This window comes from Plantibacter sp. 2H11-2, from assembly GCF_050031945.1.
Lineage (GTDB): Bacteria > Actinomycetota > Actinomycetes > Actinomycetales > Microbacteriaceae > Plantibacter > Plantibacter auratus.
In genome coordinates this window covers 34,531-56,913 of record NZ_JBNBBL010000013.1, presented here as the reverse complement: position 1 = coordinate 56,913, position 22,383 = coordinate 34,531, and the positions used below count along the sequence as shown (strand labels likewise).

28 protein-coding genes are annotated in these 22,383 nt (G+C 67.4%); 14 read left to right on the top strand and 14 right to left on the bottom strand.

All coding sequences use genetic code 11. The features are described from left to right. Positions 1 to 11: 11 nt before the first annotated feature. Positions 12 to 560 carry a hypothetical protein gene (locus tag ACQG07_RS18505; protein WP_426739073.1) on the bottom strand — a complete coding sequence of 183 codons (549 nt, stop codon included), beginning with the start codon at positions 558 to 560 and terminating at the stop codon, positions 12 to 14. 65 nt (positions 561 to 625) lie between these two features. Then, the gene (locus ACQG07_RS18500) at positions 626 to 1,345 is read right to left on the bottom strand and encodes a hypothetical protein (protein ID WP_426739072.1); all 720 of its coding nucleotides are present in this window, start codon (positions 1,343 to 1,345) and stop codon (positions 626 to 628) included. Positions 1,346 to 1,489: 144 nt separating this feature from the next. Here ACQG07_RS18500 and ACQG07_RS18495 point away from each other — a divergent pair, with 144 nt between their 5' ends. Then, positions 1,490 to 1,849, top strand: a complete 360-nt coding sequence (locus ACQG07_RS18495) for a PadR family transcriptional regulator (RefSeq protein WP_124767744.1) — start codon at positions 1,490 to 1,492, stop codon at positions 1,847 to 1,849. Further along, a complete protein-coding gene (locus ACQG07_RS18490) occupies positions 1,846 to 2,592 on the top strand; it encodes a hypothetical protein (protein ID WP_426739070.1) in 747 nt (248 codons plus the stop codon). The genes ACQG07_RS18495 and ACQG07_RS18490 overlap by 4 nt, the downstream gene beginning before the upstream one ends. Positions 2,593 to 2,616: 24 nt before the next feature. Here ACQG07_RS18490 and ACQG07_RS18485 read toward each other — a convergent pair whose 3' ends face one another. Both ACQG07_RS18485 and ACQG07_RS18480 read right to left on the bottom strand, forming a co-directional pair. Beyond that, positions 2,617 to 2,970 carry a hypothetical protein gene (locus tag ACQG07_RS18485; RefSeq protein WP_426739069.1) on the bottom strand — a complete coding sequence of 118 codons (354 nt, stop codon included), beginning with the start codon at positions 2,968 to 2,970 and terminating at the stop codon, positions 2,617 to 2,619. Positions 2,971 to 3,280: 310 nt separating this feature from the next. Further along, on the bottom strand, positions 3,281 to 4,021 hold the full coding sequence (locus ACQG07_RS18480; RefSeq protein ID WP_426739068.1) for a hypothetical protein: 741 nt from the start codon (positions 4,019 to 4,021) through the stop codon (positions 3,281 to 3,283). Between the two features lie 52 nt (positions 4,022 to 4,073). Between ACQG07_RS18480 and ACQG07_RS18475 the strand changes: the two genes are divergently transcribed. The 3 genes from ACQG07_RS18475 (at position 4,074) to ACQG07_RS18465 (ending at position 6,718) form a co-directional block, all read left to right on the top strand. Continuing rightward, a complete protein-coding gene (locus ACQG07_RS18475; protein ID WP_274498809.1) occupies positions 4,074 to 4,991 on the top strand; it encodes a hypothetical protein in 918 nt (305 codons plus the stop codon). Positions 4,992 to 5,104: 113 nt separating this feature from the next. Next, complete coding sequence (locus tag ACQG07_RS18470; RefSeq protein WP_426739067.1) at positions 5,105 to 6,322, top strand: Fic family protein; 1,218 nt, start codon at positions 5,105 to 5,107, stop codon at positions 6,320 to 6,322. Between the two features lie 51 nt (positions 6,323 to 6,373). Further along, entirely contained in the window at positions 6,374 to 6,718 is a 345-nt protein-coding gene (locus ACQG07_RS18465) for a hypothetical protein (protein ID WP_426739066.1), read from the top strand. Between the two features lie 130 nt (positions 6,719 to 6,848). On the opposite strand, the gene ACQG07_RS18460 is transcribed toward ACQG07_RS18465, so the two are convergent. Continuing rightward, positions 6,849 to 7,247 carry a hypothetical protein gene (locus tag ACQG07_RS18460; protein ID WP_137242998.1) on the bottom strand — a complete coding sequence of 133 codons (399 nt, stop codon included), beginning with the start codon at positions 7,245 to 7,247 and terminating at the stop codon, positions 6,849 to 6,851. A gap of 80 nt (positions 7,248 to 7,327) precedes the next feature. Between ACQG07_RS18460 and ACQG07_RS18455 the strand changes: the two genes are divergently transcribed. Continuing rightward, complete coding sequence (locus ACQG07_RS18455) at positions 7,328 to 7,531, top strand: winged helix-turn-helix domain-containing protein (RefSeq protein WP_342365610.1); 204 nt, start codon at positions 7,328 to 7,330, stop codon at positions 7,529 to 7,531. A gap of 29 nt (positions 7,532 to 7,560) precedes the next feature. Here the strand turns inward: ACQG07_RS18455 and ACQG07_RS18450 are convergent, their stop codons facing one another. Beyond that, a complete protein-coding gene (locus ACQG07_RS18450) occupies positions 7,561 to 8,067 on the bottom strand; it encodes a hypothetical protein (RefSeq protein WP_426739065.1) in 507 nt (168 codons plus the stop codon). A gap of 112 nt (positions 8,068 to 8,179) precedes the next feature. Further along, positions 8,180 to 9,067: a MerR family DNA-binding transcriptional regulator gene (locus tag ACQG07_RS18445; RefSeq protein WP_426739064.1), complete on the bottom strand. Its 888-nt coding sequence runs from the start codon at positions 9,065 to 9,067 to the stop codon at positions 8,180 to 8,182. Positions 9,068 to 9,357: 290 nt separating this feature from the next. Between ACQG07_RS18445 and ACQG07_RS18440 the strand changes: the two genes are divergently transcribed. Then, positions 9,358 to 10,287: a hypothetical protein gene (locus tag ACQG07_RS18440; protein WP_426739063.1), complete on the top strand. Its 930-nt coding sequence runs from the start codon at positions 9,358 to 9,360 to the stop codon at positions 10,285 to 10,287. 171 nt (positions 10,288 to 10,458) lie between these two features. Beyond that, positions 10,459 to 11,256 carry a hypothetical protein gene (locus ACQG07_RS18435; RefSeq protein WP_426739062.1) on the top strand — a complete coding sequence of 266 codons (798 nt, stop codon included), beginning with the start codon at positions 10,459 to 10,461 and terminating at the stop codon, positions 11,254 to 11,256. A 62-nt stretch (positions 11,257 to 11,318) separates the two neighbouring features. Here the strand turns inward: ACQG07_RS18435 and ACQG07_RS18430 are convergent, their stop codons facing one another. Then, complete coding sequence (locus tag ACQG07_RS18430; protein ID WP_426739061.1) at positions 11,319 to 12,191, bottom strand: alpha/beta fold hydrolase; 873 nt, start codon at positions 12,189 to 12,191, stop codon at positions 11,319 to 11,321. 85 nt (positions 12,192 to 12,276) lie between these two features. Here ACQG07_RS18430 and ACQG07_RS18425 point away from each other — a divergent pair, with 85 nt between their 5' ends. Then, positions 12,277 to 12,774, top strand: coding sequence for a CGNR zinc finger domain-containing protein (locus ACQG07_RS18425; RefSeq protein ID WP_426739060.1), 498 nt, complete (start codon positions 12,277 to 12,279; stop codon positions 12,772 to 12,774). Positions 12,775 to 12,820: 46 nt separating this feature from the next. Here the strand turns inward: ACQG07_RS18425 and ACQG07_RS18420 are convergent, their stop codons facing one another. Continuing rightward, positions 12,821 to 13,330, bottom strand: coding sequence for an RES family NAD+ phosphorylase (locus ACQG07_RS18420; RefSeq protein WP_426739059.1), 510 nt, complete (start codon positions 13,328 to 13,330; stop codon positions 12,821 to 12,823). A gap of 364 nt (positions 13,331 to 13,694) precedes the next feature. On the opposite strand from ACQG07_RS18420, the gene ACQG07_RS18415 reads away from it, so the two are divergent. The 3 genes from ACQG07_RS18415 to ACQG07_RS18405 all read left to right on the top strand — a co-directional run bounded on the left by ACQG07_RS18415 (position 13,695) and on the right by ACQG07_RS18405 (position 15,480). Then, the gene (locus ACQG07_RS18415) at positions 13,695 to 13,946 is read left to right on the top strand and encodes a hypothetical protein (protein WP_236555306.1); all 252 of its coding nucleotides are present in this window, start codon (positions 13,695 to 13,697) and stop codon (positions 13,944 to 13,946) included. 231 nt (positions 13,947 to 14,177) lie between these two features. Continuing rightward, positions 14,178 to 15,140, top strand: a complete 963-nt coding sequence (imm47, locus tag ACQG07_RS18410) for an Imm47 family immunity protein (RefSeq protein WP_426739058.1) — start codon at positions 14,178 to 14,180, stop codon at positions 15,138 to 15,140. Positions 15,141 to 15,207: 67 nt separating this feature from the next. After that, complete coding sequence (locus ACQG07_RS18405) at positions 15,208 to 15,480, top strand: hypothetical protein (RefSeq protein ID WP_274498820.1); 273 nt, start codon at positions 15,208 to 15,210, stop codon at positions 15,478 to 15,480. A gap of 571 nt (positions 15,481 to 16,051) precedes the next feature. Here ACQG07_RS18405 and dnaB read toward each other — a convergent pair. From dnaB to rpsF, 5 genes are all read right to left on the bottom strand, one after another. After that, positions 16,052 to 17,425, bottom strand: a complete 1,374-nt coding sequence (gene dnaB / locus ACQG07_RS18400; protein WP_369808454.1) for a replicative DNA helicase — start codon at positions 17,423 to 17,425, stop codon at positions 16,052 to 16,054. 575 nt (positions 17,426 to 18,000) lie between these two features. Continuing rightward, on the bottom strand, positions 18,001 to 18,453 hold the full coding sequence (rplI, locus tag ACQG07_RS18395; protein ID WP_056010352.1) for a 50S ribosomal protein L9: 453 nt from the start codon (positions 18,451 to 18,453) through the stop codon (positions 18,001 to 18,003). 12 nt (positions 18,454 to 18,465) lie between these two features. Beyond that, positions 18,466 to 18,729 carry a 30S ribosomal protein S18 gene (rpsR, locus tag ACQG07_RS18390; protein WP_056010351.1) on the bottom strand — a complete coding sequence of 88 codons (264 nt, stop codon included), beginning with the start codon at positions 18,727 to 18,729 and terminating at the stop codon, positions 18,466 to 18,468. 65 nt (positions 18,730 to 18,794) lie between these two features. Further along, positions 18,795 to 19,316 (bottom strand): single-stranded DNA-binding protein, encoded by a 522-nt coding sequence (locus ACQG07_RS18385; protein ID WP_064295656.1) that lies wholly within the window; start codon positions 19,314 to 19,316, stop codon positions 18,795 to 18,797. A 5-nt stretch (positions 19,317 to 19,321) separates the two neighbouring features. Continuing rightward, the gene (gene rpsF / locus ACQG07_RS18380) at positions 19,322 to 19,729 is read right to left on the bottom strand and encodes a 30S ribosomal protein S6 (protein WP_194718777.1); all 408 of its coding nucleotides are present in this window, start codon (positions 19,727 to 19,729) and stop codon (positions 19,322 to 19,324) included. Between the two features lie 204 nt (positions 19,730 to 19,933). On the opposite strand from rpsF, the gene ACQG07_RS18375 reads away from it, so the two are divergent. Both ACQG07_RS18375 and ACQG07_RS18370 read left to right on the top strand, forming a co-directional pair. Beyond that, positions 19,934 to 21,241: a heparan-alpha-glucosaminide N-acetyltransferase domain-containing protein gene (locus ACQG07_RS18375; protein ID WP_426739056.1), complete on the top strand. Its 1,308-nt coding sequence runs from the start codon at positions 19,934 to 19,936 to the stop codon at positions 21,239 to 21,241. Continuing rightward, complete coding sequence (locus ACQG07_RS18370; protein ID WP_426739055.1) at positions 21,238 to 22,341, top strand: hypothetical protein; 1,104 nt, start codon at positions 21,238 to 21,240, stop codon at positions 22,339 to 22,341. The genes ACQG07_RS18375 and ACQG07_RS18370 overlap by 4 nt, the downstream gene beginning before the upstream one ends. The last annotated feature ends 42 nt before the right edge of the window (positions 22,342 to 22,383 follow it).

Below are 22,383 nucleotides of genomic sequence, written 5' to 3'. Positions count from 1 at the left end.
CAGACCGCGCCTCAAGGGACGCTCATTTTGTTGCCGTCGCCGGCTGATGCGAGGACATGCTCCGCATACCCTCCACAGCCGGCGTCCTCCCAGTTGTAGCTTTCGCCCGCGAGTCGCGTGCCGACGTACGCCTTCCACTCCGGCGTGCCGACCGCGGGGAGATCGATGGAGTTGCTGCGGCGTTGGTCCTCCGTCCGCTCCCACGGGAGGGAGAAGGTGAAGTCCAGGCCAAGCTCCGCCATGCACTGTGCGGCGATGAAGTTCCGGGTGACGAGCAGTTCCTGCACCGCACGTTGCTGGGGCGTGAGCGTGCTCGGGTAGGTCACGAGCTTCGGGTCGGTTTTCGCATCGTAGACCGGCGTTTCGAAGGTGTTGCGCCGGCGGTCGTCCGCAGTCGTGATCGTCGGATCCGGATTCAGGTACGCGGAGACATCGACGCCACGGTCCTCGAGCGGGACGAATTCGAACGTGCCGACGGTGCGCTGCTCGGCCGCGTGCGCGGCCTGGACGACCGCCGCCGCCCCGGTGCCAGCGAACACGCCGACACCGAGGGCGGCCACTAGGAGCGCTGTCATGGTTCGCGCCCGGCTCCGCGGGACCAGACGTGCAGCTCCTGGCGTCCCCATCAGTGTTCGAACCCTGCAGCAGCGTCGGCGGCGGTGACGCAGGCGCGCTCCCAGGTCCCCTGCTCCGACTCCGGGTAGCTGGAGTCGTACGCGTATGCGTCGATGATCCACTGGTGGGTCTCTTCCGGCGACAGACCGTCGGGCATACCAGCCGGCCGCTCGGTGTCAGCGAAGGGCGCGGTCTGCAGGGTCATGTCGACTTCACCGACGAACTCGTGGCCGCGGTCGGCCATGCAGGAGCGCATCGCGTCGATGTGGCGCTGGTACTGCGCCGCGAACGCCAGCGCGGTAGCTCGTTCCTCCGCGGTCGGCACGTACGCTGCCTCGGCCGCCGCGGACGCCGCGTCCCGCTGGACCCAGCACGGTTCCGCCGCGGCGTACCATGCCTCTTGGTCGACCTCGCTCAGCCCCGACGGCATCCCGTCGAAGGTGGTTCCGTCGAACGGGAACCCGGCCTCCACCATGCACGACTCCATCGCCAGGAGGCCCACCTGGCGGAACTCCTGCCACTTGTCCTGCAGGAAGAACTCGTCGATGTGAGCGGCATCGGTCGGTGGCGACGTCGGCGTCGGCGTCTCCGGGGAACTCGCCGAGGTCTGCGGAGCATCCGAGGAGTGCGTCGCGGGCCTCATGCTGAGCGCCTGCGCCGCCACGCCACCGAACCCGCCGGCGGCCACCAGCCCGGCCGCGACCAGGATCAAGAACTTCTTGCGAGCCATCATCTCTCCAACTTCAAACAACACGTTTATAGGAAGATAGCCCGCGAACAGACGGGCCGCAAATTGCCCGTGATATAGGACAACTGTTGCCCACGGAGAACACGACGTGGATTTATGGGCCGATAGCTTCCGTATACTGTCCGCATGGTCAAGCGTCGCCCCGGCACCCTGTTCCCCCTCGAGCTCGACATCCTCGACGTGGGCACAGTGCTGCAGGCGTCGGAGGGGTCCTTCTACGGATTCGCGCTCGCGAAACGCCTGGCCGGTCCCGAGGGGAAACTCGCCGCGCACGGCACCCTGTACAAGGCGCTCTCGCGGATGTCCGAAGCCGGCCTGATCGAGGAGGACTGGGAGGACCACGAGATCGCGGCCGCCGAGGGTCGACCCCGAAGACGGATGTACCGCATCACGGCGGTCGGTGCCGCCGCACGGAACCGCGAGCACGCACGACTCGTCGACGAGCACCGCGTCGCGGCTCGCGTCGCCGACCAGGGGATCGCATGAGCCTGCTCCACACGAGGACGTTCACCACCACGACGCACTGGGTCCTCGCTTGGTGCGCTCAGTACACCCGCGACCTCCCCGAGGAGGTCGCCGCCGCGCGGCGCGATGAGCTCGCCTCCGACTTGCATGAGCACGCGCTCTGGGCGGACGAGGCCGGATGGTCGGCCGGGCGCCTTCGCCGGGACATCGTCCGGCGCCTCGTCGCCGGGAGCATCCACGACGTGAGCTGGCGCGCCCACCAGCTCGGTCGCAGCGCGATGAGCGACCCACGCCACGCCAGGACCGTGCGGACCGCTCAGCGGATCACGTCCTGGATGCTCGCGCTCGGCGTCACCCTGACCGTCCTCGGCGGGTACACCTACGCGCGGATCATCCGAGCCATCATCATCGACGACCTCCGGGTCGCGCCGCTGATGGCGATGCTCGTCGGTGTGCTCGCCGTCCTGTCACTGGTCGGGACCGCGCTGACGGCCCGACGCCGTACTCGCATCGCCGGTGCGGTCGCGCTCGCGCCGCCCACGCTCCTGCTCGGGTACGTCGCCGTCGAATCGCTCAGCCTGATCAGCGCCACCGGTGTGCAGATCGCCTCCTGGGCCGACCACCTGACCGCGACCGCCGGAAGCCTCGGGCTCCTCGCCGCCGGTGTCGGGATCAGTTCCCTCCTCGGCCTCGTCGCTGCCGCGATCTGGTGGTGGCCACCCACCCGGACGTCGACGGCGACCGAGGTGCGTGCGGAGAGCTGACCGCGGAAGCGGTGGCGCTGCAGCTCAGGACGATCCGATGGCGAACGCCATGATCGCCTGCTGCACCGGGAGCAGCGACGCCTTGAACCGGTGACCGACGAAGGCGGGGTGCCGGATGGCGTCGGCGCTGACCTCTTCGCCGCGCGTGAGTCGAGGGTCGTGGCGACCGCGGTGAGCCTCGGCGGTGACGTTGCTCACGCCGAGGTGACGGGCGAGTGCCTGATGCGTCACAATACGGGCATGGACGACACCGGAAGCCTTCGACGATCGGTCTCGTGGTGGGTGCTGCTCGCGGTCGGGCTGGCGTCCGTCGTGGCGATGGGCGTGCTCGCGTTCCTCCCGTCGACCGTCCACGAGCGGGTCGACGGCGATGATCATCCCGGGTACACCACCGTGTGCTCATCCGTGGTCGTCGCCGGCTGGCCCCGCGAGCTCGGCGCGGGAGGCGACCGGATGGTCGCTCGCGGGATCGTCTCGACAGACACCTCGGAGCCGCCCTACGACGTCTGCGCCAATCGGCGCTCCCTCTCCGCCGCTGGGATGGCGGTACTCGCCATCCCAGCCAGCTCGCTGCTCGTCCTCGCCGGGGCTCCGTTCGCCCGGCCCGCCGCGCCGGAACACGCGCCCGGTGACCGTGGACGACGATTCGGACCGGCATCCAGCCCGGAGGTGATCGTCGACAGACCGATCAGTGACCCGGCCCACCGTAGGCGGCGTCGGCGACGAATCCGCAGGACGCGTCCCAGGTGCTCTGCTCCGACTCGGGGTAGCTGGAGTCGTAGCCGGTCGCATCCAACTTCCACTGGTGGCTCTCCTCCGGAGACAGGCCGTCGGGCATCCCGGTCGCCTGCTGACCTTCGGGATACGGGTAGGCCTGGAGCGTCATGTCGACGGCGCCCACGAACTCGTGGCCGCGGTCGGCCATGCATGAGCGCATCGCATCGATCCAGCCCTGATACTGCGTCGCGAACGCCAGCGCCGTGGCACGCTCCTCCTCGGTCGGCACGTAGGCCGCCTCGGCAGCAGCGGTCGCCGCGTCACGCTCCTCACGACAGGGGACCGCGGCCGCCTGCCAGGCGTCCTGGTCGGCCTCGCTCAGACCTGGCGGCATCCCGTCGAAGCTGGTGTCGTCGAACCCGAACCCCGCTTCGGTCATGCAGGACGCCATCGCGGCTTTACCAACCTCGAAGAATCGCTGCCAGAGGCCCTGCAGGTAGAACTCGTTGATGTGCGTGGACTCGGTGGGCGGCGTGGTCGCTGCTGGCGTCTCGGTCGGCGTCGCGGGCGCGGCCGGCACGGTCGGCGTCGCGGTCGCCTCCGCCGGCGCCTCCGCGGAGCTCGCCACGGCCTGCGCTGCCACACCGCCGAGTCCGCCGGCGACCACCAGTCCGGACGTGAGCAGTACCAGGATCTTCTTGCGAATCATCATCTCCCCCAATGTTCATGGAACGTGTTTATAGGAAGATAGCTTCCCCAAGCGGATGCCGCAACCGGTTTCTGAGTCGGAACACGTCTCTCGGCCACTCGTCGAGCGATGCGGCGGTGCCTCTACCCTGGGTTCTGTGAGCATTCCTCGGAACGACAGTGGGCCAGTGCGTGGCTGGCTCGGCCCGGATTGGGAAGCGAGCGTCGATCCTCGCCGCCTCGACGAGTTGCGGTGGAGCATCGAGCAGGAGATCAGCACCCTCGGCGGCTTCCGTCGCCGGTTGAAGACTGAAGGCGAGTACTCCATACTCGGGCTGGTGCTCGGGATCCCGTTCCTGATCCCACAGGTCTTCGGACTCGTCGACGCCGTCACGACAGCATCCGAGCCCGGCATCGGCGCGCTCGGGGAATGGCTCTCGAGACCGGCCGTGGCAGGGTGGGTCGCCACGGGCCTCCTGCTGATCGCCATCTCGGTGGTGTCGATACAGGTGCGTCTCCGGCGAGAGTTCGGGATCTTCCGCAAGGACGGCTGGGTCGCCCTGCAGGCACCGAGCGGCCTCGCCGAATGGGGTGGCGAGGGTTCGCCCACCATCACCTACGATCAGCGATTGGTCGGCGGCAGGGGTGAAGCTCGCGCTCGTGATCTCCAGAAGCCGTTCATGCTCATCTCAGGCCCGCGGATGCCGACGTGGGTGTTCGCGGGCGCCCTGCGCACGGTCCGCGCAGCCACGGTGGCGCGTGCATTCGACATCCACCGGCTGGCGGTACTCAAGCAGCAGATCGGCGTCTTTCGCGCCATTCCCGCGACGGTGGTGTTTCCACAAGCGGACGGTTGCCTGTTCGGCGCCCAGGACGAGGGATTACTCACCGTGGCCCTTCCGCGACCGGTGAAGGGCGGGCAGCGGGTCCGTCTGGCCCGGGTCAAACTCTCTCGCGCCGAGCGGGAGAGCGTCACGATCGGCCATCCGTCCTGATCGCTGATGTACTCGAGGCCGTCCCGACCGTGGTGATCGCCGTCGCGTTCACCATGCTCGGGATCGCGATCTGTATTCGGGTTAATTTCAGTAAACCCGAATAAGGTAGCGCCATGATCTCGCCTACCGACTCCGCAGGGCTGGAACGGTCCTGGCCGGCGACGAGTTACGAACCGCGGCCATGGACGCACGACAGCGACGCGGTCGCGTCCAAGCGACGCCGCCGGTTGGCCGCGGGCCCATACCAGGCGGCAGTCCCACCCTTCATCGCGGATCTGTCTGTCGAGCTGCCCGCGGACCTCGTGGCTGCAAGCGAGGACGCCGGCCGCGAGCTGACCCGCTTCGACGCCGAGGTCGGCACACTGGCGGCACCGTTCTCGTCGATCCTGCTGCGGACCGAGAGCGCATCGAGCTCCGAGGTGGAGCATCTCACCTCGAGCGCGAAGCAGGTGGCCCTTGCGGAGATCGGCGACTCGACGTCGGTCAACGCGAAGCTCGTCGTGCAGAACGTCGCCGCCATGGAGGCGGCCGTGGCGCTGGCGGATCGCTTGGACCCCGAGGCGATCCTCGCGATGCACCGCGCACTGCTGGATCGGTCCGATCCCGACATCGTGGGTCGGTGGCGCGACGACCAGGTGTGGATCGGCGGAACCGGCTTCTCCCCGCACGGCGCCGCATTCGTCCCCCCGCATCAGGATCGTGTGCCTGAGCTCATGACGGATGTGATGACGTTCGCGAACCGTCTCGATGTGCCCGTCATGGCGCAGATCGCGATCGCTCACGCTCAGTTCGAGACGATCCACCCCTTCCCGGACGGCAACGGACGCACTGGCCGCGCGCTCGTGCAGGGCATGCTGCGGGCAGCTGACGTGACGAGGAACGTCACCGTACCCGTGTCCGCTGGCCTGCTCGGCGACACTGACCACTACTTCCGCGCGCTCACGGCGTACCGATCCGGTGACCTGCGCCCGATCATCGAGACGATGACGGAAGCCGCATACGCGGCGGTCGCCAACGGCCGAACGCTGGAGCGCGACATCACGTCGATCGCAGAGCGGTGGGACGAAACCGTGAAGGTGCGCAGCGATTCATCCGTGCAGCGTCTGAAGCAGCTGCTCCTGCGGCAGCCGGTGATCACGACGTCGCTGGTGGCATCGACCCTGGGGCTGCACTTCTCGACAGCGGACACCTCGGTGCAGAAGCTCGTCGACGCCGGGATCCTCGTCCAGTCCAGCGCCGGCCGACGGAACCGCCACTGGCAGGCCAGCGAGGTCCTGCAGGCGCTGGACGAGTTCGGCGCACGGGCCCGTCGTCGTCGGGGAGGTTCCTGACCTCTGGTCGGCCCGGCGCCGCCGAGCACCGACCACTGGCATCATCGACCCATGAGTGAATCCCCGATCGAACGAACGACCCTGAGCACGGTGACGCTCGATGGGGCTCCGAGCTTCGCCTCCGTCGAAGTGCGGCGCATCACGATCGACGCCGAGGTCCATCTCGGAGCCCACTGGCACAACGGGCCGGTGTTCGGCGTCATCGAAACCGGCTCCGTGAACTTCCAAGTGGGGACCGGGCCTCAGACCGTCCTGCGGGCCGGCGACACCTTCCACGAGCCGGCCAACGAAACGATCGTCTTCGACGCGACCGACGAGGGCGTCACCTTCCTCGCCTGGTTCCCGATGCCGGCCGGCGTCGAGCCGGAACTGACGATGGGCGAAGTGCCCGCCTGACGTCCGACGAACCGGCATTGGGCGTGGACATGGCCGTCGGTGTCGGAGGTGTCGGACCCGCACGAATCCGGGTCTGACCGCGGACGGGCCCCGAGAGGTCTCCCGGGGCCCGTCTTCGCACCGTGTGCGCTTACGCGACGCAGGACTTCAGTCCGTAGACGGAAGCAGCCAGGCCCACGTAGGCGACGACGCCGGTACCGGCCGTCTGGACGATGCCGTACGCCGACGCGCCGGTGCCGACGACGGCGACCAGGCAATCCATGTTGATGGCGTTCGGATCGGCGATGGTCCCGTGTCCGGTCAGCGCGATGGTCTCGATCTGCTTACCGTTGATGTACTTCTGCAGGTACGAGCCCTTGCAGGTGCTCAGCGCCGCGCCCTTGGTCATGCTGTAGGACGAGCCGTCGGTGCCGACGCAGACGTATTCGTACTGCCCAGCGGGTTCGGCGTTCGCGGCGCCCGCCGCGCCGACGGTCAGCCCCATCGCTGCGACCGCGGTGATCAGGATCCGAGAGAACTTCGTACGCATCAGAGATACTCCTTTGTCTCGTTTGTTTCCGAAGCCGACACCGTACCCACCCGTCGTCGCTTGAAGTCAAGGACGAAGGCGTGTTACTCGCGGGCGCGCGTCCCACTTCGACGATCCGCGCGCCAGCCCGGCCCGATCGTGGCCACGGGACCGACCGCTGGATCGGAGGCCGCACCATCGACACCCACGTGAAGAACCTCCGGGCCAAGATCGAGTCCGATCCACAGCAGCCCACCCGCCTCGTCACCGTCTACGGAGTCGGGTGCACCCTCCACGCGGGCTGAGCGAGGCCCGGACGCCTCGCGCCGCTGGCTCAGGTCAGGACAGGCAGTGCCCAGAAGCTCAGCACGGCACCCGAGACGAGCACCAGCCCGGCAGCACACACGAGGCCCGCGCTGATCCTCCTGGCGAGACCGAGACGTCGACGCAGGCGGGTGACGGTCTCCACGTGCATCGCGAGTTCTGCTGCGAAACGACGGCGCAAGGCGTCGTCTGCCGGTGTGGTCGGAGCGGCGGCCGTCGGCTCGGACAGCCGCGCCACGACGCGGGCAGAGGCGTCGATCCGCAGCTGCACCGCTCCCGCGACCTGCTGGACGACGACTCCGACAGCCAAGAGCGACGCCCCGAGCGAGATCACGATGACCGGCAGGGTCTGCGCCAGCTCCTCCTCCGAATAGTCGTCCAGTGGGCCCACAGCCGCCGCCGTTGCGACGAAACCGAGGCCCAACACAGCCAGGAGTACGACCAGTGCTCCGGGCCAGGTGGAGAGCGGCTCATCGACGAGTTTCCGGAAGCCCTGGATGTTCTGCGTCTGCTCCATGCACCGAACCTACCCGTGTCGGTGACACCGAGCAGCGCGGATGATCAGGTCATGAAGACGATGACGGGCGCGGTGACGCCCAGTCGCGACACGGACGATCGCGGTCGACGACTCAGCGTTCGACCGGTGGCGCGAGGTCAAGTGCATCGAGTTCGAGGACCAGTTCCATGCACCGCAGGCGTGCGCGGGAGAAGTCGTAGGGCATCATCCGGACGGCCTCGGTGAGGCTCGTCGAGCCGCACGTCGCGCCTGCGCCGTCCTCGTCGTCGGGAAGGGGGTGGGACTCGTCCCAAGCGTCGAAGCGGTCGTCGTCGGCCTGCGCCAGCCCGGAGTCCTCGATGACCGTGCGGAGGGCCGCCTCGAAGGCATGCCGTTCGGCGGCGACCTCCGCGACGCGGGGGTCGTCGACCGCGACCGTGTCGTCGAGTGCTGCTTCGGCGGCGTCGACCCGGTCGGACTCCTCCCGCAGCTCCGGGTGGGTGGCCAGGGCGATGAACCGCGACGCCTGGACGGACGCGCCGAGCCCACCGAAGATCCGCTCGGTCACGAGCAGGGTGTCCAGGTCGTCCTGCCGAAGGGCGCCCTCGGGCAGGTCTGTGAGGCGGTCGCTCACGACGTCGGAGAGCAGCCCCAACCTGCTGCCCTGCGCACGCATGCGCTGCACGGCGGTCCGCTGCTGCTCGAGTTCCGACTGCCGAGCGGCGAGGGAGCCCTCCAGGCGGTCCAGGATGCGCGCGACATCGTCGTCGGCATCGGTGATGCCACCCGCGAAGGCGTCGCGGATGTCGTCGAGGGCGATGCCGGCGTCCGCCATCCGACGGATCCACAACAGCCGGATCATCTCGTGGTAGCCGTAACGGCGGCGATCGTCACTCCCCCGCTCGGGCTCAGGGAGCAGTCCGATCTGGTGGTAGTGACGGATCGCCCGCGGGGTGGTGCCGACGAACGCAGCGGCGCCTCCGATCGTGACCTGGCGCGGCGGGGTGAAGGACGAGAACATGTGGGGGCCTTCCTCGGTGGGCGGAATACGTCCACTGCACCACATGACGCTACGGCAGGTGCAAGTCGCGCCGCGGCCGTCCCCCGGGAGACGGGAGACGGGAGACGGGTCCCCGATCGAACGAACGCCCCTGGGCACGGTGACGCTCGATGGTGAGCGGTCCCCATTCGCTGCGCCGATTGCGACCGGTACGGTTTGGCCATGGGGAATCGCATCGCACGCATCACAACGCTTCGGAACGCAGCGCGAGAACATGCGCTGAGCGCGACCACAACGTTGCGAGGAACCCCATGATCACGAGCATCGAGATACTCGGCACTGAGGAGCTGCTGCTGCAGCGGAACCCGCGAGCGGCAGCCGTACACCAGGCGATCGTGGCTCGCGGCCGCGAAGCCGTGATCGCGCTGAACGAACGATCCGACGACCCGTCGGACGACACGGCGATGAAGCGACTCGACGCCGAGCTCGAGGCGATCGTCGAGCGGAGCGTCAGTGAGTACGTCCGTCAGGCCAGTGGGCTGTTCAGCGCCGAGGACGTCGACCTGTGGACCGCGAAGATCAGCCGGGTGCCCGGCAGCTATGTCGGACGAGCGGCGGCCGTCGGCGTGCCCGGAGCCCTGCTGCTGATGGAGTCCGTGGAAGAGGCCGAGTCGGAGGAGAACAGCACCTTCATCTCACTCGACGACACCCTCTCCAACATCGCGGGGTATTGCCAGTGCGGCTACGCCACGAGCCGCATCGTGCCCAGGCAACTGTGCCGCCTCTGCTCCGGCGGCGTGCTCATCGCGTGGAGGACCGAGGAGGACCAGGTCATCGCGACAGCCCCCGAGGTCCGTTCCGAGCTGCACGCAGTGTTCGAGGAGTTACTCGACGAGCTCGCCACCATCCACCTCGCGACGGGCGACGCCTCGGCCGAGACCCCTGCGCGCCGTCGAGCGGGCAACGCCGGGATCACCCGGGTGAACGAGACCTATGCCGAGGAGATCGCGATGCTCGACCTCACGCGATGGCGGGAACTCAGCGATCTGAACCAGCTCAGCCAGATCACGGCGGTGACGGCTCACGCGAAGCACTGGTCGCAGTGGGGTCTCGGATCGGCGCGGTTGGCGATGTTGGCGATGCAGAGCGATCCGGAGATCCAGGCACGGATGCGCCGGATCGCCGGCAGCCGGCCCGCTCCGAAGCCCTCGCTGTTCGAGCGGCTCTTCTCCCGACGATGATGTCCGCGACGGCGACGATCGGACCGCGCGCGGCCGCCGTCGGCACCGGTCGCCTCCGCCGACGCAGGTCGGCCACACAGGAAGTGGTGTGACGTGTTCGTCCAGCCGACCCTTCGCGAACCCCGGCCGAGATCGCCACGCACCCACCGCAGTAGGGCCGGCCGGATCGTCGTGCTCGTCCTCCTCATCGCCATGGCCTGCATCGCAGCGCTGATCCTGTACTCCTGTTCGACGATGAGGATCGCCTCCTGGCGGGTGACACCGGCCCTCCAGGAGGTCGTCGGCGATCACGGCACCGTCTCGGCGTACGCGAAGGAGTTCACCTACAGCTCCGGCTCGAGCTGCACCCTGTCGGTGGACCTCGACAAGGACATCACGGTCGATGAGACGGCGACGGTCCTGCAGTCACTCGCACCCACCGACCGCTTCGCACCCTGCGACATCAGCACCGTCGAAACGGCCGCCCGTTCGACGGTGTTCGCCGAGAACTGGAACACCATCTCGGACGACGGCTGGGTGTCGGTCGCCGAACACCTGGCCGGACCGGGGCCGATCACGCTGTACTTCGCCACCGACGCCCCCGCCCATCTGGACGCTTCCGAGCGGGGACGGTACACCGACTTCGTCGACCTGCTCCGCCAGCACACGACCGGCGACCGCCTCGAGGACACCGTCGGTCCCGTCCGATGGACCCTGACCTGGGACAGCGGCACCGGCGCCTACAAGGGCGTACGCATCACCACTGACGAGACACCACCCGCTGCACTCGCCGACTTCCTCGAAGCGCTCACCATCCCGTTCCAGGGATCATCGGGCCTGGACAGCATCATCTACACCGTCGCCGACGGCGAAACCACGCTCCACGCCAACCTCAGCAAACCGGATGACCAGGTCACCGCTGCCATCCAAGCGGCATTCGCAGCCTCCGGACTACCCGGCGTACTGACGATCAACCCGCCAGCAGCCTGAGCCGTCCGAGCCGAACGCGCCGCCGCTGACCTCGGTCCAGGCGGAGGGACCAACCCGCCGGGCTAAGCGCTCCGGTCAGTCGTCCGGAGCCATTCCGTGATGGTGGCAGCGACGTGGTCGAGGTCGGATTCGAGGAGGAAGTGTCCGCCGTCGACGAGCTCGACGCGAGCATCGGGGGCGTCGCGGGTGAACGCTGTGGCTCCGGCGGCGGCGAAGATCTCGTCGTGACGACCCCAGATCGCCAGGACCGGTACCTGTGAGGTGCGGAGCCATTCGTGCACCGCGGGGTAGAGGTCCCGGTTGGTGGCGTAGTCGCGGAAGAGCGCCAGCTGCACGTCGTCCTGACCCGGGCGGGCGAGGAGCGCCAGGTCGTGCTCCCAGGCGTCGGGGTCGACAGTCGTCACGTCCGGCACGCCGTGGGTGTACTGCCATTCGACGGCTTCCCGGCCGAGGGCTGGACGGAGCGCGTCGCGCGTCTCGGTGGTCCGCTCGGCGGCGTCGGCCCAGATCGGGTCCCAGAAGCTCGGCACGAAGCCTTCTTCGTAGGCGTTGCCGTTCTGGGAGATGACCCCGACGACGGCAGTGGGGTCATTGAGGGCCAGGCGCCAGCCGACCGGGGCGCCGTAGTCCTGGACGTAGATCGTGTACTGCGTCACGCCGATGGTCGAGAGGAACCGGCCGGTCACCCCGGCGAGGGCCGCGAAGGTGTACTCGAACTCGTCGACCGAGGGGGCGGAGGAGCGACCGAAGCCGATGTGGTCCGGAGCGATGACGCGGTACTGGCCGGCAAGGGCCGGGATGAGGTGCCGGAACATGTGGGAGCTGCTCGGGTACCCGTGGAGGAGCAGGAGGACGGGAGCGTCTGCCGGGCCGGCCTCACGGTAGAAGACGTCGAGCCCGTCGATCGAGACGGTGCGGTGGTGAACGGTGACCATTGCTAACCCCTTAAGATTGTTTTACTGGTTAGCCAGACGGTAGCATGGATCCTGGGCGCCGGACGGCGCACGAGAACGGAGAGCGATGCTTCGCGACGAGGAGCTGCTGCTGGGCCTGCTGAACAGTGCGCCGGTCGTCGAGGGCACCCCGACCGACCGTCTCGAGGGGGCGACCGGACAAGACCTGGCGCGCAGCTGGGGCGGCACCGGATCCGTGGACGAGCTGGCGCGCCTCCGACGTGCGAGACAGGCGTTGCAGACCATGGTTCGTGGCGATGACGGAGGAGCGATCAGAGACCTCGCGGGTATCCTCGACGATGCCGTGCGCACGCCGCGCATCACCCCGGACGGCGTGGTCTGGGAGCTTCAGGTCCCTGACGACGATCGCCTTGTGGCGGGGGTCGTGCTGGCGTGGTCGAGCGTGATCACGGAGTTCCCCGGGCGCCTCCGCGCCTGCGCGAACCACGAGTGCACGCAGTTCCTCGTCGACCACAGTCGACCTGGCACCGCGAAGTGGTGTTCGATGGCGGTCTGCGGCAACCGGATGAAGGCGCGCACGCATGCGCGCCGCGCTCAGAGCTGAGCGACCCGGCACACGCTCGGATCAGGACGAACGTCGTCTCGCGGCGTCACTTCGCGGCGGCAACATGAGTCCCTCTCAAGCTGACGACCGGCGCATCGGCCTCGTTCCAGCGGAAGAGCACCAGATGCCAGAGGCCCGGTCGCTTGCGCGAGGGATCGATCAAACCGTTCGCGCCGCCGGCAAGGAGGCGGTCGCGGACGCTCCACGATGTCGGCGTGCCTCCGGCGGCGGCGACGTTCTGCCACGGGGCTGCCGCGTCAGCAAGGTCGATGCCTGCCGACTCCAGCGCACCCACGTCGCGCAGGTCGACGATGCCGGACGCCTCGACATCGATCTCCACGATCTCACGCGCCGCCGCCCGAGCGTCCTGGTGGGCGAGCATCGCGGCCTCCACTCCGTCGATGGACGAGCTCAGGTACAGCGTCGGCTCGTTCGCCCGCGAGTAGCGCCCGGCGGCACGCGATCCGGCGATCGCGAACTCGCGGAAGCTCGGGTCGATCGCGCGATAGAACGTGCCCCTCAGCGGTGGCGCGAAGGTCAGGTTGATACCGGTCACAACGCAAGCTTCTCACCGCGGAATGTCGCGCGCGACCCGGTGCCGAGCCAGAACTGACGATGGGCAAAGTGCCAAACTCAGGCGCGGCCAGTGATCGCGATCTCGTGCGGAAGTCATCATTGGGGTGAGCAGTATGGTGAGAGGATGACGAGCACCGGCATCGACGGCGTGGACGACACCGTGAGCATCGACGTCCCGAAGTTCGGCGGGTAGCCGTGACGCGCACCAGGAGCTGCACGTGACTCGTCCGCCCCGCCCCGACTTTCGTCGTGGGCCGTTTCCCTGGCTGACCGACGAACGGCAGGCGGGTCCGCACTTTTGGCCGGTGGTCAGCCCCTGGGGACTAGGCTCCCTCGGCCTCCTCATGCTCGGCGCCGCCGCCCTCTTTGTCGCCATCGGAATGACGAGTGGCGATCAGGAGAGGCTCATGGCGGGGATCTTCATCGCGATCCTCCCTGGCGGCGCCGGCGCGGTGGCGCTCGTCATGGCGATCATCCGCTGGCGTTGGTTCCGTGGAGCGCGTCGCTCGCGACCCACCCCACCACGAGAAAGCAGCATTCCCGACCATCCCGCTTTCGATGGTGAGAGAAACCAGCATCGACGGGCTTCACGCTAGAACGTAGGCCCTGGGTCGGTGCGGGGAACGGACATGAGGATCGAGCCGACCTACTGACCGTCCCACAACAGCGTGTGACGTTGGCTTTATCCACGATAAACCGCTGAGCGCCGTCCAGTAACGATGGCGGTCTCAACCGGTCGCCGTGCACCATGAGGTCGGCCGCGTATCGGATGTCGACAATGTCCGCTCACCGGCGAGAACCGTGTGTCGTCCGATGCCCTTGCCGACGTGAACACCGACTTCTGCGTTGGCCAATACGGTAGGACGCCCAATCCGGAGTGGCTGAACATCGACGCAAGAGCGAACCCGAACTGCACCGAAGTGATCGCCTTCCGGATCGATCAGCGTCATGGCGTGGCAGCGACGGGTAGGCTCGACGACCGAGAGGAGCCAGCCATGACGATCTCCATCGAACTGCAACGCAGCAAATGGTTCGGCCCGGTATCGAGCGCGACGGCTGCGGATCGCGCAGCAGCACTGCGTGCCGCGCGGACGCCGGACGAGTACCTTCTCGCAGCACTCGACTCCTTCAGGGTCGGCGATCTCGATCCGAAGAGCATCCTCATCGATCTTCTCAATACGGTGCGTCACCAGCCATTCACGGACTTCGCTGTCCGAGTGTTCGCGTCGGTTGCGACGCACGACGACCTGGCCGACCTCGAGACGATGGCATTCCTGACGAATGCGGCTCCGTCCACGGTCGTTACCTTCGCGCACAGCAGCACGTCGATGATGTCCATCGAGGCTGTGGCGCTGATGTTGGGTTTGCTCGAGGACTGGAACGAAGACCCGGAGATCTCCGAGGCCCTGCTCCAGGCCATCGCCAGCCTGGTGCCGTTCCAGGCGGAACTCGGCGATTCTCCGTCCCCCGACGAACTCGCCGAGCACGTCGGCCGCGCCATCCAGTCAACTGATCGGACAGCATACGTCCTCTACGGTCAGCCCGCTCACCCCTCGCTGTTTGCACGGAGACTCGTCGAACACGCCTCGATCGCTGCGGCTTCCGGGGAACAGCTCGGGATCATCGTTCCGGGGAGTCTCCTGTCGATCTGGTCCGGTGTCGACTGTCCCGTCGACTACGACACGCAGATGAATGGCGACCGGCTCGACGCCGTGCACGCCTACGTCGACGCACTCAGTCGCCAGGACTGGGTCCGCGGGGCGAAGTATTTCTACGGCCACCGACTCTGACTCGGAGCGACCGTGCAGTGCTCGGAATCTCACTCGATGTGCTCCTCACGACCCCTGGGAGGCTCCCATGAACGGATCCCGCGACAACGAACAGCTTGTAACGGTGGCTGAGCGGTACTTCGCTCAACTCGATCCCGACGCAGAACTGCGCAGTATCCCGCTCGAGGACGGTGCAGGAGTCTGCGTCGTGCATACCACGCGCGGGGGCGGGACGATCTACGTCGCTCCCGACGAGAGTGCGCTTTTCGTCGGCTCCGCCATGGATTTCGATGCCGGCCTCGCCGCGTTCCTCGCCGGCACTCGTACCCCGCCGGAGAAGTTCGTCCGCCCGACGTCCTGAACCCCGTCCCCTCGGAGCTGTTCTCATCCAGCTCCAGTCGCGGTGCTGCACCCGTTTCCCCGAACGACCGCAGCACTGCACTTCCGAGCGGAAGTGGATACGTCGCTCGGGCCCCACGGCTACTCCGGTCCCCTCCGAATAGCCGTGGGGCTTCTCCGTTCCAATCCCTTTGCACAGTCACGGTGACGCCAGAGTGCGTACCGACGTCGGGTAGTCGACACCACCTGCAAACTCGAGTCCGCATGAGCCCGGTTTCGTGGCCTCAGCCCACGTACACAGACGCCAAGCAGCCCAAAGCTTCCCCTGCACACTGGGATCTGCCGATCTCGTACGGTGAACCGCTGGATAGACGAACTCGAGTGACTTCACCTACCAAGGTTGAAAGCAGGCCGCGGCGGATCGGGTTCCGCCACGGCCGGACCAGAGGGCAATTCGGGTTTGCTCTCAGCGGGGCGCCCCGTCTCTTGTGCTGAAGAGACGCGCCGAGGCAGAAATGCCAAATAATCTGTCGCGCTTCACACGAAACGACGAGAAGTTTGGCCACGCGATACTTTGCATGGCGCGTTCACACCTACATCCCCGGCGCCATGTCGGCGAAGCGGCTGAAGTGGCCGTGGAAGCCCACGGTGATCGTGCGGGTCGGGCCGTTGCGGTGCTTGGCGATGATGAGATCGGCCTCGCCGGCTCGCGGGCTGTCCTTCTCGTAGGCGGACTCGCGGTGCAGGAGCACCACCATGTCGGCGTCCTGCTCGATCGAGCCCGACTCACGGAGGTCGGACAGCGCCGGCATCTTGTCGGCACGCTGCTCCGCACCACGGTTCAGCTGCGACAGCGCGATGACGGGGACCTGGAGTTCCTTCGCCATGAGCTTCAGCGCACGGGAGAACTCCGAGACCTCTTGCTGACGGCTCTCGACACGCTTACCGGAGGTCAGCAGCTGGAGGTAGTCGATGACGACCATCTTCAGGCCCACGCGCTGCTTGAGTCGACGGCACTTCGCGCGGATCTCCACGAGCGTCATGTTCGGGCTGTCGTCGATGTAGAGCGGTGCGTCGTTGATGCGGCCGCGCACCTGGGCGATCTTCGTCCAGTCCTGCGAATCGACGGTGCCCTTACGCATGAGCTGCAGCGGCACGGATGCCTCAGCACTCATGAGACGCATCGCGATCTCGCTACGCCCCATCTCAAGCGAGAAGAAGATCGACGGCTGGTTGTAGTGGACCGAAGCGGCACGAGCGAAGTCGAGCGCGAGCGTGGACTTACCGATAGCGGGTCGGGCGGCGACGATGATGAGCTGACCCGGGTGCAGACCGTTCGTCAGTTCGTCGAGCTCGCGGAAGCCCGTCGGCACGCCGGTCATGGAACCGTCGGTGTGCTTGGCGGCCTCGATCTCATCGATCGCCGCGCTCACCGCGTCGGTCAGCGGGACGTAGTCCTCGACCTCCTGGTTACCGGAGACGGCGTAGATCTCGGCCTGAGCGGAGTTGACGAGCTCGACGGCCTCACCCTCTGCGGCGTAACCCATCTGCACGATGCGGGTGCCCGCCTCGACGAGACGACGCAGCAGTGCGCGCTCCGCGACGATGCGGGCGTAGTAGCCGGCGTTCGCCGCGGTCGGGACGAGGCTCGTCAGCGTGTGGAGGTAGTCCGCGCCACCGGCGCGCGACAGCTCACCCGTCTTGACGAGCTCGTCGGTGACGGTGATGACGTCGGTCGGCTCACCGTGCGAGTACAGCGTCAGGAGGGCGTCGTAGATGACCTCATGCTTCGGGATGTAGAAGTCCACGCCACGGAGCGTCTCGACCACATCGGCGACCGCGTCCTTCGACAGCAGCATGCCGCCGAGTGCACTCTGCTCCGCGAGGAGGTCGTGCGGGGGGACCCGCTCGTTGCCGCGCGGCTCGTCGTACGATCCGCCGCCTTCGGAGCGGTTGAGGTGAGCGATCGACAAGTGGACATCCCTTCTCGATGTGGACTCGGGTGGTGCGGGTGGTGACGACTCAGGTGTAGCAGGAGCATGCGACACGCACGGGCCCTGCGGGGCGCTCAAGGGCTACGGACGAGGGCTGCTCAGCCTGCTCGTCCGGCTGTTCCGAGACGCCGATGACTCACGATAGGGCCACTCGTCTCCACAACCAACTCTGCCTGTGGATAACTCTGTGGAGAGATCGGGGGAAACGCCGCGTGTCGTGTGCACAAGCTGTGGGAAACCCTGTGGAGAGAGAAGTTTTTCTGGCGCACAATACGCTTCTGACCAGGTGATTCTGACTCCACAGGCTGTGTGTGGAAAGTTCTTTCGATCCTGTGTCGAACGTTGGGGAGAACGGGGGTCACCTGTGTACAACTTGCTTGACGCAGAGGGCGAAACGGGTGTAGCACACAGGTGTCGGGGCGACGCGTCGCCCCCGTTCTGGGCACAGAAAAACGCGATGGCGGCAGACCTCTCGGTCCACCGCCATCGCGCTCATCACGACGCGCATGAGGCGCCGGACCAGAAGGTCCGACACCGCACGGCGGGTACTACTTGGCCGCGACCACCTGAAGGGTGATCGTGGCGACGATCTCGTCGCGGAGGCTGATGGTGGCCTCGTGCTCGCCGACGTACTTGATCGGGGTGTGGATCTCGATCTTGCGCTTGTCGACCTCGCCCAGCCCGGCTTCCGCCACGGCCTTCGCGATGTCGGCAGGCTTCACGGAACCGAACAGACGGCCTTCGCCACCCGTCTTGACCGTGAGCTTGACCTTGGTGGCCTGGAGGCGAGCCTTCAGGTCCTGGGCCTCTTCGATCGTGGCGTGCTCGCGCGCAGCGCGGGCCGACTTGATCTGCTCGACCTGCTTCTCGCCACCGCGGGTCCACGGGGTCGCGAAACCCTGGGGCACGAGGAAGTTGCGAGCGTAGCCGTTCTTGACGTCGACGACGTCACCAGCGGAGCCGAGGCCGGAGACCTCGTGCGTCAGAATCACTTTCGACATGTGCGGCGCCTCCTAGCGGCCAGAGCCGGCGTAGGGCAGGAGCGCCATCTCGCGTGCGTTCTTGACCGCACGTGCGATGAGTCGCTGCTCCTGGACGTTGACACCGGTGATACGACGAGCGCGGATCTTTCCCCGCTCTGAGATGAACTTGCGAAGCGTGGCGACATCCTTGTAATCGATGACACCAACGCGGATCGCCTTCGCGGGAGCGACGTTCTTGCCGCCCTTAGCACCGCGGGCAGGCTTGCGGCGGTCGCCGCTCGACTTTCCAGCCATGGTTGTTCCTTTGCGTGTGAATGGAGTGATCGGCTAGCCGGCAGAACCGGACCGATCGAATCTGTTTAGAAGGGGGTCTCGTCGCTGTAGCTGCCCGGAGTGTTCCAGGCATCTGCACCGCCGTTGCCGCCGGAAGCTGCGGGTGCGCTCTGAGCCCAGGGCTCGTTCTGCTGCACCTGCGGAGCTCCGCCGCCGCGCTGCTGACCACCGCCGCCGCCACCCGAGGGTGCACGGCTGATGGTCGCGGTCGCGTACCGGAGCGAAGGGCCGATCTCGTCGACTTCGAGTTCCATCGAAGTCCGCTTCTCGCCTTCCTTCGTCTCGTAGGAACGCTGCTTGAGACGCCCGGTCGCGATGACGCGGCTTCCCTTGGTGAGCGATCCGGCCACGTGCTCGGCGAATTCACGCCAGACGCTCGCGCGCAGGAACAGCGCTTCGCCGTCCTTCCATTCGTTCGTCGCGCGATCGAAGTTGCGCGGCGTGGAAGCGATGGTGAAGTTGGCGACAGCCAGGCCGTTCTGCGTGAAACGCAGTTCCGGATCGCTGGTCAGGTTGCCCACCACGGTGATGACGGTCTCGCCGGCCATGAGCCCTAGGCTTCCTTGGTCTCAGCCGCAGCCGGAGCCGCGTCTGCCTTGGGAGCCGCGGCGACAGCAGCAGCGGGCTTGGCGGCAGCCTTGCGGGCGGCCTTCTCTTCGCTGCGCTTCGTCTCGGTGGCGACCTGAGCGATGGCCTCTTCGGCACGCAGCACCTTGGTGCGCATGACGGCCTCGGAGAGCTTCAGCTGACGGTCGAGCTCCTGCGTGGCAGCGCTCGATGCAGTGAAGTCCACGACGGCGTAGATGCCTTCGGTCTTCTTGTTGATCTCGTAAGCGAGACGACGACGGCCCCAGATGTCGACCTTGTCGATGGTTCCACCATCGTTGCGGATGACGTTGAGGAACTTGTCGAGGCTCGGTGCAACCGTGCGCTCGTCAATCTCGGGGTCGAGGATGACCATGAGTTCGTACTGATGCGTCACTAACCCACCTCCTTCGGACTCGAACGGCCACAGACTTTCTGTGGCAGGAGGGTGTAAGCATCGTTGCGATCGGGTGAGAACAGAGCGGACGTACCCGGGCAACCTTCACAGCGTACCGGACGAGAGCCCGTACCGCCACCGCGGGCCTGTCGCGAAGTCGCCACGCGTGGGATGCTGGACCCGATGAGCACCCCAGCCAGCCGACAGCGCGCCGACCGACTGCTCGGTCTCGATCTCGCGCGGTTCCTCGCGCTCATCGGCATGATGGCCACGCACGTCTGGGCGTTCGACATTGCGACCGGTGGACACACGCCGATCACGGAGGTCCTCTCGGGCAAGGCCGCGGCCCTGTTCGCGGTGCTGGCCGGGATCGGGATCGTGCTCACGAGCCGCCGCGACCTCGCCGCCGGCTCTCCCGCAGCAGCGCGCCTCAACCTCTTCGGACGCGGCTTCGCCCTGCTCGTCCTCGGTCTCACGCTCGGCGTCCTGCCCGGCGGCATCTACGTGATCATCGCCTACTACGGCGTGACCTTCTGGCTCGCGATCCCGGCCGTCACGTGGCGTCCGCGCACGTTGCTGATCGTCGCAGCCGTCTGGGCGGTGGTCTGGCCGATCTGCTCGCAGGCGCTCCGGGTGCCGCTGAGTGGCGTGGACTCCCCCGAGATCGGCAGTGCATCCTGGTTCGACGTCTCGGGTGGCGGGTTCGCCCGCGGGCTGCTCCTCACCGGGGTCTACCCGGCGCTCACCTGGATCGTCTACGTCCTCGTCGGGATGGCGGTCGGTCGGCTGCTCATGGATGCTCGGGCGAACGGGACCCTGCGGCGGTTCGCACTCCGGCTTGCGGCGATCGGACTCGTCGTCGCCATCGCCGCAGATCGCCTCGCCGCCCTGCTCCTCGGTCCCGTCGGCGGTGTCCAGGGCATCGCGCGCGCCTGGACCGGCGGCCTCGAGCCCCATCCGACGACGATCACCGCCGTCGAGGACGCCCTCGCCGAAGGGATGTACGGCACGAGCCCCACGGAGTCCTTCTGGTGGCTCGTCGCCCGCGCCCCGCACTCGGGCACCACGCTCGACCTCGTCTTCACGATCGGGATCGCGGCGGTCGTCATCGGCCTGTGCCTGGCGCTCGGTACGGTCCTGAACCGCGGCTGGTCGCTCGCACTCCTGCCGGCGACCGTGGCCGGGGCCGCGCCGCTCACCGTCTACTCGGCGCACGTCTTCATGGCGTCGGTGGGCGCCTTGATCGCCGCGATCGTGGGGACGTATGCCGACACGGCGTGGTTGATCTCGAGCCCGCAGCTCTGGCTCATGCACGTCGCCGGCGCGCTCGTCCTCGGCTGGATCATCGCCCTCACCAAGCGTCGCGGTCCGCTCGAGGCCCTCGTCCACGCGGCCGGCCGGGCACTCACGGTCGCCGCGAACCGCCCTGGCCGGACGCCCGCGACGATGACGCCCGCGCCCGTACCCCACGGAACACCGCACGTGCGATGACCGCTCCGACGACTCGAACCTCGACGCTGGACACGCGACCACTCACGGAACGGATCGACCGACGCGCACTCCGCGAGTACCGCGCGGGCCTCCCGGGCGAGGTCCGTCCACCACTCATGGCCGCGATCTGGCCCGCCGTCGTGGTGGCTGTGCTGCCGGTCCTCTTCCTCTCCGCCTGGTGGTTCGTGCTCGAAGACGGCTCGATGCCGGACGAGCCATGGGACTGGTCGGCCCTGATCCTCCTGCCCTACCTCGCACTGCCCGTCGGCATGCTCGTCCTGCTGGCGCGCACGGTCCGACGACGCAGTGGCGTCCGCCAGTACCGGCTGGACCGGTTCGCGCGGGCGAACGGACTGAGCTACCGACCGTTCGCCATACCGGTGGCGTTGCCCGGCCTGATCTTCACGATGGGTGGGACGAGCGTGGTCAGGGACCTGCTGTGGCGGGGCGGCAGGTCGCCGTTGTCCGTCGGGAACCTGCGCACGATCGTCGGTTCGGGGCGGAATCGCAAGGAGCACCGCTGGGGGTATGTGGCACTCCGGCTGCCGGTGGCGCTCCCCCACATCGTCTTGGACGCCGTCGGCAACAACTCGCTCCTGCACCCCCGTCTGCCCGTCACCTACGCCAAGGATCAGCGGCTCTCACTCGAAGGCGACTTCGACCGCCACTTCGAGCTGTATTGCCCGCGCGGGTACGAGACCGACGCCCTGTACCTCTTCACGCCCGACATCATGGCGAGGTTCATCGACACGGTGGCCGAGCTCGATGTCGAGATCGTCGACGACCATCTGTTCCTCTACTCGCCCAAGGACCTCTCGACCCTCGACCCCGAGGTGTGGAGGTGGCTGATGTCGGTCGTCGACATCCTGACCGAGCGCATCACGCAGTGGGAGCGTTGGCGGGATCGCCGACTGGAACCGGTCGACGCGGCGACGATGCCGGGTTCGTTCCCGCTGATCCGTCCGCCTCGGGGCGTGGCCGGGCAGGGCAGACGTCTGTCCCGGCGGACGGGATGGTGGTGGCTCATCGGTCTCGCCCTCGCCGTCTACGGGTGGTACCTCATCATCGGCGACGCGGTCCGGGCGATCACCGGCGGCTGAGTCCGGCCTGGCTCGCGAACTGTCACTTCGGAACAGTGCGGG

Coding starts and splice junctions, on each gene's coding strand:
- ACQG07_RS18500 (WP_426739072.1), bottom strand. CDS start 1,345: ATGGCTCGCAAGAAGTTCTTGATCCTGGTCGCGGCCGGGCTGGTGGCC.
- ACQG07_RS18495 (WP_124767744.1), top strand. CDS start 1,490: ATGGTCAAGCGTCGCCCCGGCACCCTGTTCCCCCTCGAGCTCGACATC.
- ACQG07_RS18490 (WP_426739070.1), top strand. CDS start 1,846: ATGAGCCTGCTCCACACGAGGACGTTCACCACCACGACGCACTGGGTC.
- ACQG07_RS18485 (WP_426739069.1), bottom strand. CDS start 2,970: ATGATCATCGCCGTCGACCCGCTCGTGGACGGTCGACGGGAGGAACGC.
- ACQG07_RS18480 (WP_426739068.1), bottom strand. CDS start 4,021: ATGATGATTCGCAAGAAGATCCTGGTACTGCTCACGTCCGGACTGGTG.
- ACQG07_RS18475 (WP_274498809.1), top strand. CDS start 4,074: ATGCCGCAACCGGTTTCTGAGTCGGAACACGTCTCTCGGCCACTCGTC.
- ACQG07_RS18470 (WP_426739067.1), top strand. CDS start 5,105: ATGATCTCGCCTACCGACTCCGCAGGGCTGGAACGGTCCTGGCCGGCG.
- ACQG07_RS18465 (WP_426739066.1), top strand. CDS start 6,374: ATGAGTGAATCCCCGATCGAACGAACGACCCTGAGCACGGTGACGCTC.
- ACQG07_RS18460 (WP_137242998.1), bottom strand. CDS start 7,247: ATGCGTACGAAGTTCTCTCGGATCCTGATCACCGCGGTCGCAGCGATG.
- ACQG07_RS18450 (WP_426739065.1), bottom strand. CDS start 8,067: ATGGAGCAGACGCAGAACATCCAGGGCTTCCGGAAACTCGTCGATGAG.
- ACQG07_RS18445 (WP_426739064.1), bottom strand. CDS start 9,067: ATGTTCTCGTCCTTCACCCCGCCGCGCCAGGTCACGATCGGAGGCGCC.
- ACQG07_RS18440 (WP_426739063.1), top strand. CDS start 9,358: ATGATCACGAGCATCGAGATACTCGGCACTGAGGAGCTGCTGCTGCAG.
- ACQG07_RS18430 (WP_426739061.1), bottom strand. CDS start 12,191: ATGGTCACCGTTCACCACCGCACCGTCTCGATCGACGGGCTCGACGTC.
- ACQG07_RS18425 (WP_426739060.1), top strand. CDS start 12,277: ATGCTTCGCGACGAGGAGCTGCTGCTGGGCCTGCTGAACAGTGCGCCG.
- ACQG07_RS18415 (WP_236555306.1), top strand. CDS start 13,695: ATGCTCGGCGCCGCCGCCCTCTTTGTCGCCATCGGAATGACGAGTGGC.
- ACQG07_RS18405 (WP_274498820.1), top strand. CDS start 15,208: ATGAACGGATCCCGCGACAACGAACAGCTTGTAACGGTGGCTGAGCGG.
- rplI (WP_056010352.1), bottom strand. CDS start 18,453: ATGTCGAAAGTGATTCTGACGCACGAGGTCTCCGGCCTCGGCTCCGCT.
- rpsR (WP_056010351.1), bottom strand. CDS start 18,729: ATGGCTGGAAAGTCGAGCGGCGACCGCCGCAAGCCTGCCCGCGGTGCT.
- ACQG07_RS18385 (WP_064295656.1), bottom strand. CDS start 19,316: ATGGCCGGCGAGACCGTCATCACCGTGGTGGGCAACCTGACCAGCGAT.
- rpsF (WP_194718777.1), bottom strand. CDS start 19,729: ATGGTCATCCTCGACCCCGAGATTGACGAGCGCACGGTTGCACCGAGC.
- ACQG07_RS18375 (WP_426739056.1), top strand. CDS start 19,934: ATGAGCACCCCAGCCAGCCGACAGCGCGCCGACCGACTGCTCGGTCTC.
- ACQG07_RS18370 (WP_426739055.1), top strand. CDS start 21,238: ATGACCGCTCCGACGACTCGAACCTCGACGCTGGACACGCGACCACTC.